General features: G+C 60.4%; 16 protein-coding genes. All 16 read left to right on the plus strand.

What is annotated here, in order from left to right; translation table 11 throughout:
* The first annotated feature begins 385 nt into the window (after positions 1 to 385).
* The 16 genes from mnmG (at position 386) to INS93_RS17235 (ending at position 14753) form a co-directional block, all read left to right on the plus strand.
* Positions 386 to 2278 (plus strand): tRNA uridine-5-carboxymethylaminomethyl(34) synthesis enzyme MnmG, encoded by a 1893-nt coding sequence (gene mnmG / locus INS93_RS17160; RefSeq protein WP_192984194.1) that lies wholly within the window; start codon positions 386 to 388, stop codon positions 2276 to 2278.
* Positions 2278 to 2922 carry a 16S rRNA (guanine(527)-N(7))-methyltransferase RsmG gene (rsmG, locus tag INS93_RS17165; RefSeq protein ID WP_420707322.1) on the plus strand — a complete coding sequence of 215 codons (645 nt, stop codon included), beginning with the start codon at positions 2278 to 2280 and terminating at the stop codon, positions 2920 to 2922. The genes mnmG and rsmG overlap by 1 nt, the downstream gene beginning before the upstream one ends.
* Before the next feature lie 11 nt (positions 2923 to 2933).
* Positions 2934 to 3722 (plus strand): ParA family protein, encoded by a 789-nt coding sequence (locus INS93_RS17170; RefSeq protein ID WP_074677179.1) that lies wholly within the window; start codon positions 2934 to 2936, stop codon positions 3720 to 3722.
* 11 nt (positions 3723 to 3733) lie between these two features.
* Positions 3734 to 4603: a ParB/RepB/Spo0J family partition protein gene (locus tag INS93_RS17175; protein WP_160018695.1), complete on the plus strand. Its 870-nt coding sequence runs from the start codon at positions 3734 to 3736 to the stop codon at positions 4601 to 4603.
* 130 nt (positions 4604 to 4733) lie between these two features.
* Entirely contained in the window at positions 4734 to 5123 is a 390-nt protein-coding gene (locus INS93_RS17180; RefSeq protein ID WP_045733559.1) for a F0F1 ATP synthase subunit I, read from the plus strand.
* 24 nt (positions 5124 to 5147) lie between these two features.
* Entirely contained in the window at positions 5148 to 5966 is an 819-nt protein-coding gene (gene atpB, locus INS93_RS17185) for a F0F1 ATP synthase subunit A (RefSeq protein ID WP_192984196.1), read from the plus strand.
* A gap of 66 nt (positions 5967 to 6032) precedes the next feature.
* Entirely contained in the window at positions 6033 to 6260 is a 228-nt protein-coding gene (atpE, locus tag INS93_RS17190) for a F0F1 ATP synthase subunit C (protein WP_003241387.1), read from the plus strand.
* 86 nt (positions 6261 to 6346) lie between these two features.
* Positions 6347 to 6817, plus strand: a complete 471-nt coding sequence (locus tag INS93_RS17195; RefSeq protein WP_192984198.1) for a F0F1 ATP synthase subunit B — start codon at positions 6347 to 6349, stop codon at positions 6815 to 6817.
* Between the two features lie 12 nt (positions 6818 to 6829).
* Positions 6830 to 7366, plus strand: coding sequence for a F0F1 ATP synthase subunit delta (locus INS93_RS17200; protein WP_074677173.1), 537 nt, complete (start codon positions 6830 to 6832; stop codon positions 7364 to 7366).
* 15 nt (positions 7367 to 7381) lie between these two features.
* On the plus strand, positions 7382 to 8926 hold the full coding sequence (gene atpA / locus INS93_RS17205) for a F0F1 ATP synthase subunit alpha (RefSeq protein WP_021487437.1): 1545 nt from the start codon (positions 7382 to 7384) through the stop codon (positions 8924 to 8926).
* A gap of 48 nt (positions 8927 to 8974) precedes the next feature.
* On the plus strand, positions 8975 to 9838 hold the full coding sequence (atpG, locus tag INS93_RS17210) for a F0F1 ATP synthase subunit gamma (protein ID WP_099525062.1): 864 nt from the start codon (positions 8975 to 8977) through the stop codon (positions 9836 to 9838).
* A 30-nt stretch (positions 9839 to 9868) separates the two neighbouring features.
* Entirely contained in the window at positions 9869 to 11245 is a 1377-nt protein-coding gene (gene atpD, locus INS93_RS17215; RefSeq protein ID WP_192984200.1) for a F0F1 ATP synthase subunit beta, read from the plus strand.
* 79 nt (positions 11246 to 11324) lie between these two features.
* Positions 11325 to 11759, plus strand: a complete 435-nt coding sequence (locus tag INS93_RS17220; protein ID WP_160018698.1) for a F0F1 ATP synthase subunit epsilon — start codon at positions 11325 to 11327, stop codon at positions 11757 to 11759.
* A gap of 123 nt (positions 11760 to 11882) precedes the next feature.
* A complete protein-coding gene (gene glmU, locus INS93_RS17225) occupies positions 11883 to 13241 on the plus strand; it encodes a bifunctional UDP-N-acetylglucosamine diphosphorylase/glucosamine-1-phosphate N-acetyltransferase GlmU (RefSeq protein WP_160018699.1) in 1359 nt (452 codons plus the stop codon).
* A gap of 56 nt (positions 13242 to 13297) precedes the next feature.
* Positions 13298 to 13909, plus strand: a complete 612-nt coding sequence (locus INS93_RS17230; protein WP_192984202.1) for a LysE family transporter — start codon at positions 13298 to 13300, stop codon at positions 13907 to 13909.
* Positions 13910 to 13982: 73 nt separating this feature from the next.
* A complete protein-coding gene (locus INS93_RS17235) occupies positions 13983 to 14753 on the plus strand; it encodes a DeoR/GlpR family DNA-binding transcription regulator (RefSeq protein WP_192984204.1) in 771 nt (256 codons plus the stop codon).
* Positions 14754 to 14758 lie beyond the last annotated feature (5 nt).

The raw sequence follows: 14758 nt of genomic DNA on the forward strand, positions 1-14758 counted from the left end.
CCACAGAAAAGGCTCTCTCTATACATAAACATAAAGAACAAGCTTTATAAAAATTCTCTCTTTTCTATTCTTTATAAGCCTGAGCGCACTTTTCATAAGGATAGGGTCATCAGGTAAAGGCTCAAGCAGAGAAGAACATAGCTAACCAGCTGGCTATTTTTTGTGCAGAAGGCTTCATTCAGCAGGCTGAAGCCCCTATACTTGCCGCCTTTCTGATCGGGCATGGCGCAAGCGCCCCCGAACGATGGAAGCCTTCGCAGCATGCCCGCCCTCATCCGGCGCTACGCGCCACCTTCTCCCCCAGGGAGAAGGGCATCATGGAGGGCGTCGCTACGCGACTTTCACGCTACAAAAGATCCCTTTCTCAACAGGCACGAGGTGCGTGGTGGATTTCCCTTCCCGTTTTGACGTGATCGTGATCGGCGGCGGTCATGCCGGTACCGAAGCAGCTCTGGCTGCAGCACGCATGGGCGTGAAGACCCTGCTGCTCACCCACAATGTCGAGACCCTCGGCCAGATGAGCTGCAACCCTGCCATCGGCGGAATCGGCAAGAGTCACCTGGTCAAGGAAATCGACGCCCTTGGCGGCGCCATGGCCATCGCTACCGACAAGGGCGGTATCCAGTTCCGTATTCTCAACAGCCGCAAAGGCCCAGCCGTACGTGCGACCCGCGCGCAGGCCGACCGCGTGCTGTACAAGGCCGCAGTACGCGAGATTCTGGAAAACCAGGCCAACCTGTGGATTTTTCAACAGGCTGCTGATGACCTGATTGTGGAAAACGCTCAAGTCAAGGGCGTGGTCACCCAGATGGGCCTCAGGTTCCACGCGGATTCCGTGGTGTTGACCACAGGCACCTTCCTCGGCGGACTTATCCACATTGGTCTGCAGAACTACTCTGGCGGCCGTGCCGGTGATCCACCTTCCATCGCCCTGGCGCATCGACTGCGTGAACTGCCACTGCGCGTCGGTCGCCTGAAGACCGGTACGCCGCCACGCATCGACGGTCGTTCGGTGGATTTCTCGGTGATGACCGAGCAGCCGGGCGACACCCCTACGCCGCTGATGTCCTTCCTCGGCAAGCGTGAACATCAACCGAAGCAGATCAGTTGCTGGATCACCCACACCAACGCGCGTACTCACGAGATCATCGCCGCCAACCTCGACCGCTCGCCGATGTACTCCGGTGTGATCGAAGGTGTAGGCCCGCGCTACTGCCCGTCGATCGAGGACAAGATCCATCGCTTCGCCGACAAGGACAGCCACCAGGTGTTCATCGAGCCGGAAGGCCTGACCACCCATGAGCTGTACCCCAATGGCATCTCCACTTCACTGCCGTTCGATGTGCAGCTGGAGATCGTGCGCAGCATCCGTGGCATGGAAAACGCCCACATCGTGCGCCCTGGATATGCCATCGAATACGACTACTTCGATCCGCGTGATCTCAAGTACAGCCTGGAAACCAAGGTCATCGGCGGGCTGTTCTTCGCTGGCCAGATCAACGGTACCACCGGCTACGAAGAAGCCGGCGCTCAGGGCCTGCTTGCCGGCTGCAACGCCGCGCTGCGCGCGCAGGGCAAGGAAGCCTGGTGCCCGCGTCGTGACGAAGCCTACATCGGCGTGCTGGTCGATGACCTGATCACCCTGGGCACCCAGGAGCCGTACCGCATGTTCACCTCGCGTGCCGAATACCGACTGATTCTGCGTGAGGACAACGCCGACCTGCGCCTGACCGAGAAAGGCCGCGAGCTGGGTCTGATCGACGACGAGCGTTGGGCGGCCTTCGAGGCCAAGCGTGAAGGTATCTTGCAGGAAGAACAGCGCCTGAAGAGCACCTGGGTGCGCCCAGGCACGCCGCAAGGCGATGCAATCGCCGCGCGTTTCGGTACGCCGCTGGCCCACGAATACAACCTGCTCAACCTGCTGGCTCGCCCGGAGATCGATTACGCCACGCTGGTCGAACTGACCGAAGCACCGGTTGTGGATAACCAGGTAGCCGAGCAGGTAGAGATCAAGACCAAGTACGCCGGCTACATCGACCGTCAGCAGGACGAGATCGCCAAGCTGCGGGCCAGTGAGGACACCAAACTGCCGGATGACCTGGACTATGCCTCGATCTCCGGGCTGTCCAAGGAAATCCAGTTCAAGCTCGGCAGCACCCGCCCAGCCACGCTTGGCCAGGCTTCACGGATACCGGGGGTCACCCCGGCGGCGATTTCCCTGCTGCTGATTCACCTGAAAAAACGCACCGCCGGACAGAAGCTGGAGCAGAGCGCCTGATGTCGGTCACTCATCGTCACGCCGAAGAACTGATCCAGGGTGCCCGCGAGCTTGGTATCGAACTCAGCGCGCAGCAGCAGCAACAACTGCTCGCCTACCTGGGCCTGCTGATCAAGTGGAACAAGGCTTACAACCTCACTGCGGTGCGCGACCCCGACGAGATGGTTTCGCGCCATCTGCTCGACAGTCTGTCGGTGGTGCCGTTCGTGGCCGAGCTTGGGGATAACTGGCTGGACGTAGGCAGCGGCGGCGGCATGCCCGGTGTTCCGCTGGCAATCATGTTCCCCGAGCGGCGTTTCACCCTGCTCGACTCCAACGGCAAGAAAACCCGTTTTCTGGTGCAGGTGAAACTGGAGCTGAAACTCGCCAACCTCGAGGTTGTCCACAACCGGGTCGAAGCGTATCGCCCCGAGCAGCCGTTCGATGGCATCAGCTCGCGCGCGTTCAGCAGCCTGGAAGACTTCAGCAACTGGACGCGCCACCTCGGCAGCGTCGACACCCACTGGCTGGCGATGAAAGGCGTGCACCCGGATGACGAGTTGCAAGCTCTGCCGACCGACTTCCGTCTCAGTGCCACGCATGTGTTGCGGGTTCCCGGTTGCCAAGGCCAGCGCCATCTGTTGATACTGCGTCGCTCGGTCTAAGGGGAAAGAAGATGGCCAAGGTATTCGCGATCGCCAATCAGAAAGGCGGCGTGGGCAAAACCACGACGTGCATCAACCTGGCCGCCTCTCTGGTAGCGACCAAACGCCGTGTGCTGCTCATCGATCTGGACCCGCAGGGCAACGCGACCATGGGCAGCGGTGTCGACAAACACGGTCTTGAGCACTCGATCTACGACGTACTGATCGGCGAATGCGACCTGAGCCAGGCTATGCAGTTCTCCGAACACGGCGGCTACCAACTGCTGCCGGCCAACCGCGATCTGACTGCCGCCGAAGTCGCCCTGTTGGAAATGAAGATGAAGGAGAGTCGCCTGCGTTATGCCCTGGCGCCGATCCGCGAGAACTACGATTACATCCTCATCGACTGCCCACCGTCTCTGAGCATGCTGACCATCAATGCCCTGGTCGCTGCCGATGGTGTGATCATCCCCATGCAGTGCGAGTACTACGCGCTCGAGGGCCTGTCCGATCTGGTCAACAGCATCCAGCGCATCGCCCAGCTGCTCAATCCCAAGCTGCAGATCGAAGGTCTGCTGCGCACCATGTATGACCCGCGTATCAGCCTGACCAACGACGTCACGGCTCAGCTCAAGCAGCACTTCGGTGACAAGCTGTATGACGTCGTGATACCGCGCAACGTACGGCTGGCCGAAGCACCGAGCTTCGGTATGCCGGCGCTGGTCTACGACAAACAATCCCGTGGTGCCATCGCCTACCTGGCCTTGGCCGGCGAGCTGGTGCGCCGTCAGCGTGCCGCCGCGAAAACCGCTACCGCTTAAGGAACATCCGCATGGCTGCGAAGAAACGAGGTCTGGGTCGAGGTCTGGACGCACTGCTCGGCGGCAACACCGTCAATGCATTGCAGGAAGAGGCCGCTCAGGTCGACACGCGTGAACTGCAATACGTGCCGCTGGAGCTGATCCAGCGTGGCAAGTACCAGCCGCGCCGTGACATGGACCAGACCGCTCTGGAAGAGCTCGCTGCCTCCATTCGTGCCCAGGGCGTGATGCAGCCCATCGTCCTGCGCCCCATCGGTGGTGGACGCTTCGAGATCGTCGCCGGTGAACGCCGTTGGCGTGCCAGCCAGCTGGCCGGTCAGGACAAGATTCCGGCCATGGTCCGTGAACTGCCGGATGAAGCCGCCATCGCCATGGCGCTGATCGAGAACATCCAGCGCGAAGACCTCAACCCGATCGAGGAAGCCGTGGCCCTGCAGCGGCTGCAGCAGGAATTCGAGCTGACCCAGCAACAGGTCGCCGATGCGGTGGGCAAATCCCGCGTCACCATCACCAACCTGCTGCGCCTGATCGCCCTGCCGGAAGAGATCAAGACCCTGCTTTCCCATGGCGACCTGGAGATGGGGCATGCCCGTGCACTGCTCGGTTTACCCCTCGAACAGCAGGTTGAAGCTGCGCGACATGTTGTCGCACGTGGCCTGACCGTTCGTCAGACCGAAGCCCTGGTGCGCCAGTGGCTCAGCGCCAAACCAGCCCCGGTCAAGGCCAAGGCAGACCCGGACATCAGTCGCCTGGAGCAGAAGCTCGCAGAGCGTCTGGGCTCGCCCGTGCAGATCAAGCACGGCAGCAAGGGCAAAGGGCAGTTGGTGATTCGCTACAACTCCCTCGATGAATTGCAGGGTGTACTGGCGCACATTCGTTGAAACAATTCAGTCTGTAGTCCTACTTCTCTCCTACTACAGCACGGTTGATCAGGCGCAGGCTGAACCCTATACTCCCCGCGCAATTTTGTCGGCTACGGGCCGAGATTCGGCGCCTTGCAGGGAGAAGTCGATGGGCATCCCCAGTAAGGTCCCGTTTCATCGTCAGCCAGGTTTTCCGATCCTGATTCTTCAGGCCATCGTGACGGCTGTGATCGCAGTTATTTTTGCCGTCAGTGGTGGATGGGTCGCGGCCTATTCGGCACTGCTGGGGGGGCTGATAGCCCTGCTGGCCAACGCGTATTTTGCATTCAAGGCCTTTCGTTATTTTGGCGCGCGTTCGGCCCGAGCCATCGTCCAGTCGATCTGGGCAGGAGCAATGGGTAAATGGATTATCACGGCAGTGCTGTTTGCACTGGCGTTCGTAGGGGTTGAACCACTTGCACCGATGCAGCTGTTCATCGGTTATCTGCTAGGCCTTCTGGCTGCAGCCTGTGCCCCCCTACTCATGAAAGTTTTCTGAAGCATTGGACCGTTTGAGGCGTTTATGGCTGATACCCCAGCAGAATATATCCAGCATCACCTGCAGAACCTGGTCTACGGCTCTCACCCGGATAAGGGCTGGATCATTGCCCAGACCCCGGAAGAGGTTAAAGCGATGGGCTTCTGGGCTGTCCATGTGGACACTCTGGGCTGGTCCCTGTTCATGGGCCTGATTTTCATCACCCTGTTCCGTATCGCCGCGAAGCGAGCCGTTACCGGTGTGCCGACCGGCCTGCAGAACATGGCCGAGATGTGCATCGAGTTCGTCCAGGGCATCGTCAAGGACACCTTCCACGGCAAGAACCCGTTGGTTGCGCCGCTGGCCCTGACCATCTTCATCTGGGTGTTCCTGATGAACAGCCTGAAGTGGATCCCGGTCGACTACATTCCCGGCCTGGCGCATGCCATGGGCCTGCCGTACTTCAAGATCGTCCCCACCGCCGACCCTAACGGTACCTTCGGTATCTCCCTGGGCGTGTTCCTGCTGATCATCTTCTACAGCATCAAGGTCAAGGGCATCGGTGGCTTTACCAAGGAACTGTCGTTCACCCCGTTCAATCACTGGGCGCTGATTCCTTTCAACCTGTTCCTGGAAATCATCGGCCTGCTGACCAAGCCGCTGAGCCTGGCCCTGCGTCTGTTCGGCAACATGTATGCCGGTGAAGTGGTGTTTATCCTGATCGCGCTGCTGCCCTTCTACGTTCAGTGGGGTCTCAACGTGCCATGGGCTATCTTCCACATCCTGGTCATTCCGCTGCAGGCGTTCATTTTCATGGTGCTGACCGTGGTTTATCTGAGTGCTGCGCACGAAGATCACCACTGATCGACATCGAAAAACCCGAAAACCCCTAACTCGTAACCTTAACCTCTAAAAACTCTGGAGCTAACTATGGAACTCGTCTACATCGCCGCTGCCATCATGATCGGTCTGGGTGCCCTGGGTACCGGTATCGGCTTCGCCCTGCTGGGCGGCAAGCTGCTGGAATCCACCGCTCGCCAGCCTGAGCTGGGCCCGCAGCTGCAAACCAAGACCTTCCTGATGGCCGGTCTGCTCGACGCCGTTCCGATGATCGGTGTGGGTATCGCGATGTACCTGATCTTCGTTGTCGCGGGTTAAGAGTTCCTGAGTTCGAGGCAGCATGATGAGTGCTGCCTCTTCAGGCTTTTCTTCCCTGAACACGAGATAGCACGAGGTAAATCGCTGTGAACATTAACCTGACCCTGTTCGGTCAAACGATTGCCTTCGCTATTTTCGTCTGGTTCTGCATGAAGTTCGTATGGCCGCCGCTGACGCTGGCCATGCAGGAACGCCAGAAGAAAATCGCAGAAGGTCTGGATGCTGCCGGGCGCGCTGAGCGCGATCTGCAGTTGGCCCAGGAACGCGCTGCCCAGATGCTTCGTGAAACCAAAGAGCAAGCTGCCGAGATTCTCGATCGGGCGAACAAGACCGCCAACGCAATCGTCGAAGAAGCCAAGGCCCAGGCCCGCTCTGAAGGTGAAAAGCTGATTGTTGGCGCCAAAGCCGAAATCGATCTGGAAGTGAATCGCGCCAAGGAACAACTGCGTGCACAGGTAGCAGCTCTGGCTGTCACCGGCGCCGAGAAGATCCTGCAGTCCTCCGTGGACGGCGCTGCGCACAACGATCTGGTCGCAAAACTGGCCTCTCAACTCTAAGCGAGGCTCGCGATGATCAATACCAACACGCTCGCTCGGCCCTACGCGAAAGCTGCGTTTGAGTTTGCCAGTGCTGCACAGCAGGCCGATGCCTGGTTGAACATGCTGTCGCTTTCCGCGGCTGCGGTTCAAGCGCCGGCCATGGCTCAGCAGTTGGTCAACCCGGCGTTGACCGATGAGCAGAAAGTCAATGTACTGGCGCAGCTCTGTGCCGGTCACATCGACGCTTCGTTCAGCAACTTCCTGCGCTCGCTGGGCAGCAACGACCGACTGTCGCTGCTCCCGGTGGTACGCGAACAATTCGCTGTGCTGAAGGCTGAAGCCGAACGCGCCCTCGATGTCGAGGTCGAGTCGGCTTTCGAGCTCAGTGCTGAGCAATTGCAAACTCTGGCTGCCGCCCTTTCCAAGCGGCTCGATCGCACCGTCCAGCCCACGCCCGTGGTCAATCCCGCCCTGATCGGCGGTGTTGTCATTCGTGCAGGTGACCTGGTCATCGACGGTTCGGTCCGCGGCAAGCTGAACAAGCTGGCCGAAGCGTTGAAATCCTGATTTGAGGGAACTGGCATGCAGCAATTGAATCCTTCCGAAATTAGCGAAATCATCAAGCAGCGCATTGAGTCGCTTGATGTATCCGCTCAAGCCCGTAATGAAGGCACCATCGTCAGCGTTTCCGACGGTATCGTGCGCATCTACGGCCTCGCCGACGTCATGTACGGTGAGATGATCGAATTCCCTGGTGGCGTGTACGGCATGGCCCTGAACCTGGAGCAAGACTCCGTAGGTGCCGTAGTACTGGGTGGTTACCTGACCCTCGCCGAAGGCATGAGCGCCAAGTGCACCGGTCGCATCCTGGAAGTTCCGGTTGGTCCGGAGCTGCTGGGTCGTGTGGTCGACGCACTGGGCAACCCGATCGATGGCAAAGGCCCGATCAACGCCGCCGCTACTGACGCCGTTGAAAAGGTTGCGCCGGGCGTGATCTGGCGTAAGTCGGTCGACCAGCCGGTGCAGACCGGTTACAAGTCGGTCGATGCCATGATCCCGGTAGGCCGTGGCCAGCGTGAGCTGATCATCGGTGACCGTCAGATCGGTAAGACTGCTCTGGCCGTCGACGCCATCATCAACCAGAAAGACAGCGGCATCCGTTGCGTCTACGTCGCCATTGGTCAAAAGCAATCGACCATCGCCAACGTCGTACGCAAGCTGGAAGAAGCTGGCGCGCTGGCCAACACCATCGTGGTTGCAGCTTCGGCTTCCGAATCCGCTGCCCTGCAGTTCCTGGCGCCGTACTCCGGTTGCACCATGGGCGAATACTTCCGCGACCGCGGTGAAGATGCCCTGATCGTGTACGACGACCTGTCCAAGCAGGCCGTTGCCTACCGTCAGATCTCCCTGCTGCTGCGCCGTCCGCCAGGCCGTGAAGCCTACCCGGGCGACGTGTTCTATCTCCACAGCCGTCTGCTGGAGCGCGCTTCCCGCGTTTCCGAAGAGTACGTCGAGAAGTTCACCAATGGCGCCGTGAAGGGCAAGACCGGTTCCCTGACCGCTCTGCCGATCATCGAAACCCAGGCCGGTGACGTTTCCGCGTTCGTTCCGACCAACGTGATCTCGATCACCGACGGTCAGATCTTCCTGGAATCGGCCATGTTCAACTCGGGTATCCGTCCGGCCGTCAACGCCGGTATCTCGGTATCCCGTGTGGGTGGCGCAGCTCAGACCAAGATCATCAAGAAGCTTTCCGGTGGTATCCGTACCGCTCTGGCTCAGTACCGTGAACTGGCGGCATTCGCCCAGTTCGCTTCTGACCTGGACGAAGCCACCCGCAAGCAGCTCGAGCATGGTCAGCGCGTAACCGAGCTGATGAAGCAGAAGCAGTATGCGCCGATGTCCATTGCCGAAATGTCGGTGTCCCTGTACGCAGCCGAGCGCGGCTTCCTGCAGGACGTCGAAGTCGCCAAGATCATCAGCTTCGAGCAGGCCCTGATCGCCTTCTTCAAGCGTGATCACGCCGACCTGATGGCGAAGATCAACGAGAAGGGTGACTTCAACGACGAAATCGACGCTGGCCTGAAAGCCGGTATCGAGAAGTTCAAGGCCACCCAAACCTGGTAACCGCAGCGGGGGCTTCGGCCCCCGCCTGCTTGAACCAAAAGGTGTGAAATGGCAGGCGCAAAAGAGATTCGCAGCAAGATTGCGAGCATCAAAAGCACGCAAAAGATCACCAGCGCCATGGAAAAAGTGGCGGTCAGCAAAATGCGCAAGGCTCAACAGCGCATGGCTGCCGGTCGCCCCTACGCTGAGCGTATTCGTCAGGTGATCGGTCACCTGGCCAAGGCGAACCCGGAATACCGCCACTCGTTTATGGTGGAGCGTGATGTAAAGCGCGTCGGTTATATCGTGGTGACCTCGGACCGTGGTCTGTGTGGTGGCTTGAACATCAACCTGTTCAAGGCGCTGCTCAGAAGCCTGAAGGAATGGCGCGACCAGAAGGTTGAGGCTGATTTCTGCGTGGTGGGCAGCAAGGGCGCGAGCTTCTTCCGCAGCAACGGGGGCAACGTGGTTGCCGCCATCAGCAAGCTGGGTGAAGAGCCGTCCATCAACGACCTGATCGGTAGCGTCAAGGTCGTGCTGGATGCCTACGCTGAGGGCCGTATCGACCGTCTGTATCTGGTGTCGAACAAGTTCGTCAACACCATGACGCAGAAGCCGGAAGTGCAGCAGTTGCTGCCGCTGGCCGCGAGCGATGCGCAAGGCGTACAGAAAGGTCTGTGGGACTACGTGTACGAGCCGGACGCCCAGCAACTGCTGGATGCGCTGCTGGTACGTTACGTCGAGTCGCAGGTCTATCAGTCCGTGGTCGAGAACAGCGCGTGCGAACAGGCTGCGCGGATGATCGCGATGAAGAACGCAACCGACAACGCCGGTGATCTCATCAAAGACCTGCAGCTGGTTTACAACAAGGCACGTCAGGCAGCGATCACCCAGGAAATTTCGGAAATCGTCGGCGGCGCTGCCGCGGTTTAAGAACGGTTCAAATATTCAGAGGAACCAAAGATGAGTAGCGGACGTATCGTTCAAATCATCGGCGCCGTCATCGACGTGGAATTCCCGCGTGACAAGGTGCCGAGTGTTTATGAAGCGCTGAAAGTAGTTGGCGCCGAAACCACCCTGGAAGTTCAGCAGCAGCTGGGCGACGGCGTGGTACGTACCATTGCGATGGGTTCGACCGAAGGCCTCAAGCGTGGCCTGGACGTCAACAGCTCTGGCAAGGCCATCTCCGTACCGGTCGGTAAAGCGACCCTGGGCCGGATCATGGACGTGCTGGGTAACCCGATCGACGAAGCCGGCCCCATCGGTGAAGACGAGCAGTGGGAAATCCACCGCCCTGCGCCGAGCTATGCCGAACAGGCTGGCTCCAACGAGCTGCTGGAAACCGGCATCAAGGTTATCGACCTGGTCTGCCCGTTCGCCAAGGGCGGTAAAGTCGGTCTGTTCGGTGGTGCCGGTGTCGGCAAGACCGTGAACATGATGGAACTGATCCGTAACATCGCCATCGAGCACAGCGGTTATTCCGTGTTCGCCGGTGTGGGTGAGCGTACTCGTGAGGGTAACGACTTCTACCACGAGATGAAGGACTCCAACGTTCTCGACAAGGTAGCCCTGGTCTACGGTCAGATGAACGAGCCACCAGGCAACCGTCTGCGCGTAGCGCTGACCGGCCTGACCATGGCCGAGAAGTTCCGTGACGAAGGTCGTGACGTTCTGTTGTTCGTCGACAACATCTACCGTTACACCCTCGCCGGTACCGAAGTATCCGCACTGCTCGGCCGTATGCCGTCGGCAGTAGGTTACCAGCCGACTCTGGCCGAGGAGATGGGCGTTCTGCAGGAGCGTATTACCTCCACTAAGAAAGGCTCGATCACCTCGATCCAGGCTGTATACGTACCTGCGGACGACCTGACCGACCCGAGCCCGGCGACCACCTTCGCCCACTTGGACGCCACCGTCGTTCTGTCCCGTGACATCGCTTCCCTGGGTATCTACCCGGCCGTTGACCCGCTGGACTCCACCAGCCGTCAGCTGGACCCGAACGTGATCGGCCAGGAGCACTACGAGACCGCTCGTGGCGTTCAGTATGTTCTGCAGCGCTACAAGGAGCTGAAGGACATCATCGCGATCCTGGGTATGGACGAACTGTCCGAAGACGACAAGCAGCTGGTATCGCGCGCTCGTAAGATCCAGCGCTTCCTGTCCCAGCCGTTCTTCGTGGCTGAAGTCTTCACCGGTGCCCCGGGCAAGTACGTGTCCCTGAAGGACACCATTGCCGGCTTCAGCGGCATTCTCAAAGGCGACTACGACCACCTGCCGGAACAAGCGTTCTACATGGTAGGTGGCATCGACGAAGCCATCGAGAAAGCCAAGAAACTGTAAGTAACGGGTGCGCCCCCCAGGGGGCGTCCGGGCCGGAGCGGGCAGCAGCCTGATCCGGCCTCTCAACCGAGGCATTGTTATGGCTATGTCAGTCCACTGCGATATCGTCAGTGCGGAAGAAGAGCTGTTCTCGGGGCTGGTGGAAATGGTCATCGCCCACGGTCACCTTGGTGACCTGGGTATCCTGCCGGGCCACACCCCGCTGCTGACCGATCTCAAGCCGGGTCCGGTGCGAGTGATCAAGCAGGGTGGCACCGAGGAGGTGTTCTACATCTCCGGTGGCTTCCTGGAAGTTCAGCCGAGCATGGTGAAGGTTCTTGCCGACACCGCTGTTCGTGCCGGCGACCTGGATGAAGCCGCTGCCATCGAGGCGCGCAAGGCTGCCGAGAAGGCACTGAGCGAGAAGGGCACCGAGTTCGACTACGGCAGTGCTTCGGCACGCCTGGCCGAGGCTGCTGCTCAGCTGCGCACCATCGACGAGATGCGCAAGAAGTTCGGCGGCCGCAGCCGCTGATCGCGTATCGCGGTATCACGCAAAGGGGCGACTTAGGTCGCCCCTTTGCGTTTCTGGCAAAATAGCGTTTTCTTCGCGCGGCTCTCTGGCCGCGGCCAACTCTTGCCCAGCAAGGAGCTTTCTATGAGTCTGGATATCGTCATTCTTGCCGCTGGCCAGGGCACGCGGATGCGTTCCGCTTTGCCCAAGGTGCTGCACCCGGTCGCCGACAAACCCATGCTGGGTCATGTCATCGACACTGCACGCAGCCTGCAGCCGCAAAGCATCCAGGTGGTGATCGGTCATGGCGCCGACAAGGTGCGCGAGCGTCTGGCCGCCGATGACCTGAATTTCGTCATCCAGGCCGAGCAGCTCGGCACCGGCCACGCCGTGGCTCAGGCTCTGCCGCAGCTCAACGCCGATACCGTACTGATTCTCTACGGCGACGTACCGCTGATCGAAACTGCCACCCTGCAGCGGCTGATGGCCCTGGTCAGCGATGATCAGCTGGGCTTGCTCACCGTCGAGCTGGCCGACCCGACGGGCTACGGCCGCATCGTGCGTGACGCCGATGGCGTGGTGCAGGCGATCGTCGAGCACAAGGATGCCAGCGAAGCACAGCGGCAGATCCGCGAGGGCAACACCGGTATTCTCGCCGTACCGGGCAAGCGGCTCGCCGACTGGCTGGGCCGCCTGTCCAACAGCAATGCCCAGGGTGAGTACTACCTGACCGACGTGATCGCCATGGCGGTGGCCGACGGTCTGGTGGTGGCCACCGAGCGTGCCGCCGACGAAATGGAAGTGCTGGGTGCCAATGACCGCATCCAGCTGGCTCAGCTCGAATGCCATTATCAGCAGCGCATGGCTCGTCGCCTCATGGCCCAGGGTGTCACCCTGCGTGATCCGCATCGCTTCGATGTGCGTGGTGAAGTCAGCGTCGGCCGCGACGTGACCATCGACATCAACGTCATCCTCGAAGGCCGCGTGATCATCGAGGATGATGTGCAGATCGGCCCGAATTGCGTGATCAAGGACTCGGTGCTGCGCAGGGGCGCCATCGTCAAAGCCAACAGCCACCTGGACGGTGCCGAGATGGGCGAGGGCGCCGATTGCGGCCCGTTCGCTCGCCTGCGTCCGGGTACCAGACTGGGCGCCAAGGCCCATGTGGGTAACTTCGTCGAACTGAAGAACGCCGTGCTGGGCGAAGGTGCCAAGGCTGGCCACCTGAGTTACCTGGGCGATGCCGAGATCGGTGCGCGGACGAATATCGGCGCCGGCACCATCACCTGCAACTACGACGGTGCCAACAAATTCCGCACGGTAATGGGCGAGGACGTATTCATCGGCTCCAACAGTGCGCTGGTGGCGCCGGTAACGCTGGGCGACCGCGCGACCACCGGTGCCGGTTCTGTGGTGACCAGCGATGTGCCGGCCGATACGCTGGCAGTAGGCCGTGCCAAGCAGCGCAATATCGAAGGCTGGAAGCGCCCCACCAAGAAGTGAACCCGCTCTGGCCTGGGTGATCAGGCCTGTGGATAACCTGCCGGAGGCAGTCCTGTATGTTCGGTGTGACGGATTACCCCGCCTTCGTGGTGGCCTTCATCATCCTGCTAGCCATTCCCGGGCCGGGTAACCTGGCGTTGATCCTGTCCACGGGCAAGGGCGGGATTCGCGGCGGGCTGGCTTCGACCTTCGGGATCATGCTCGGAGACCAGGTGCTGCTGTGGTTGGCGGTGGCCGGGGTCGCCGCGTTGCTCAAGGCCTATCCGGCAGCCTTCCATGTGGTGCAGTGGCTTGGCGCCGGCTATCTGGTCTACCTCGGCCTGCGCATGATCCTGGCCAAGCCTGGTGCGGCGCCGACGCTGGACATCAAGCCGCGGCGATACCTGTGGCAAACCCTGGTGATCACCGTCTTCAACCCCAAGGCCATCATCTTCTACATGGCCTTCTTCCCTCTGTTCATCGATCCGCAGCGCCATCAGGGGTTGATTACTTTCGGTTTCATGGCCGTGACCATCATGGCACTGACCTTTCTCTACGGCTTGCTGATCGTGCTGCTGACGCACTTTCTCGCCGAGCGCATGCGCGCAAATCCTCGTATCGCGCGTGGTCTGGAGAAATTTGCAGGGCTTTGCCTGATCGGTTTCGGGGTCAAGCTGACGCTGAACTGACCGGCGGACGCTTGCGGGCATTTCGATCATATGTTTTGATTCGCGCCATTATCTTTCGAATCGAAACTTAAGCATGTCGAAGCGCAACACGCCGCAACGTCGCCACGCCATCCTCGCCATGCTCGCCGAGCAGGGCGAAGTGTCGGTGGACGCCCTGGCGCAGCACTTCGCCACCAGCGAAGTGACGATTCGCAAGGACCTCGCCGCCCTGGAAAAGAACGGTCTGCTGCTGCGCCGCTATGGCGGCGCGGTACCGGTGCCGCAGGAGCTCATCGGCGAGCCGACGCAGCCCATCTCTCCCTACAAGCAGGCGATCGCCCGTGCCGGTGTGGCGCGGATTCGCGAGCACGCGCGCATCATCATCGACAGCGGCACCACCACGGCGGCGATGATCCCGCAGCTCGGCCACAAGCCGGGCCTGGTGGTGATGACCAATTCGCTGGGCGTGGCCAATGCCCTGCGCGAACTCGAGCACGAGCCGGTGTTGCTGATGACAGGTGGCACCTGGGACCCACACTCGGAATCCTTCCAGGGCCAGGTGGCCGAGCAGGTGCTGCGTTCCTACGACTTCGACCAACTGTTCATCGGCGCTGATGGCATCGACCTGGAGCGTGGCACCACCACCTTCAACGAGCTGCTCGGTTTGTCGCGGGTGATGGCCGAAGTGGCCCGAGAAGTCATCGTCATGGTCGAGAGCGACAAGATCGGCCGGCGCATACCCAATCTGGAACTGCCTTGGAGCAGCTTCCGTACCTTGATTACCGACGAGCGCCTGGATTCCCAGGCTGCCGAACAGATACGCGCGCGCGGCATCCAGCTGATTCTCGCGCCGCTGGAAACTTGAGGAGA

Origin of the sequence: Pseudomonas sp. EggHat1, assembly GCF_014892995.1 — a bacterium.
Lineage (GTDB): Bacteria > Pseudomonadota > Gammaproteobacteria > Pseudomonadales > Pseudomonadaceae > Aquipseudomonas > Aquipseudomonas chaetocerotis.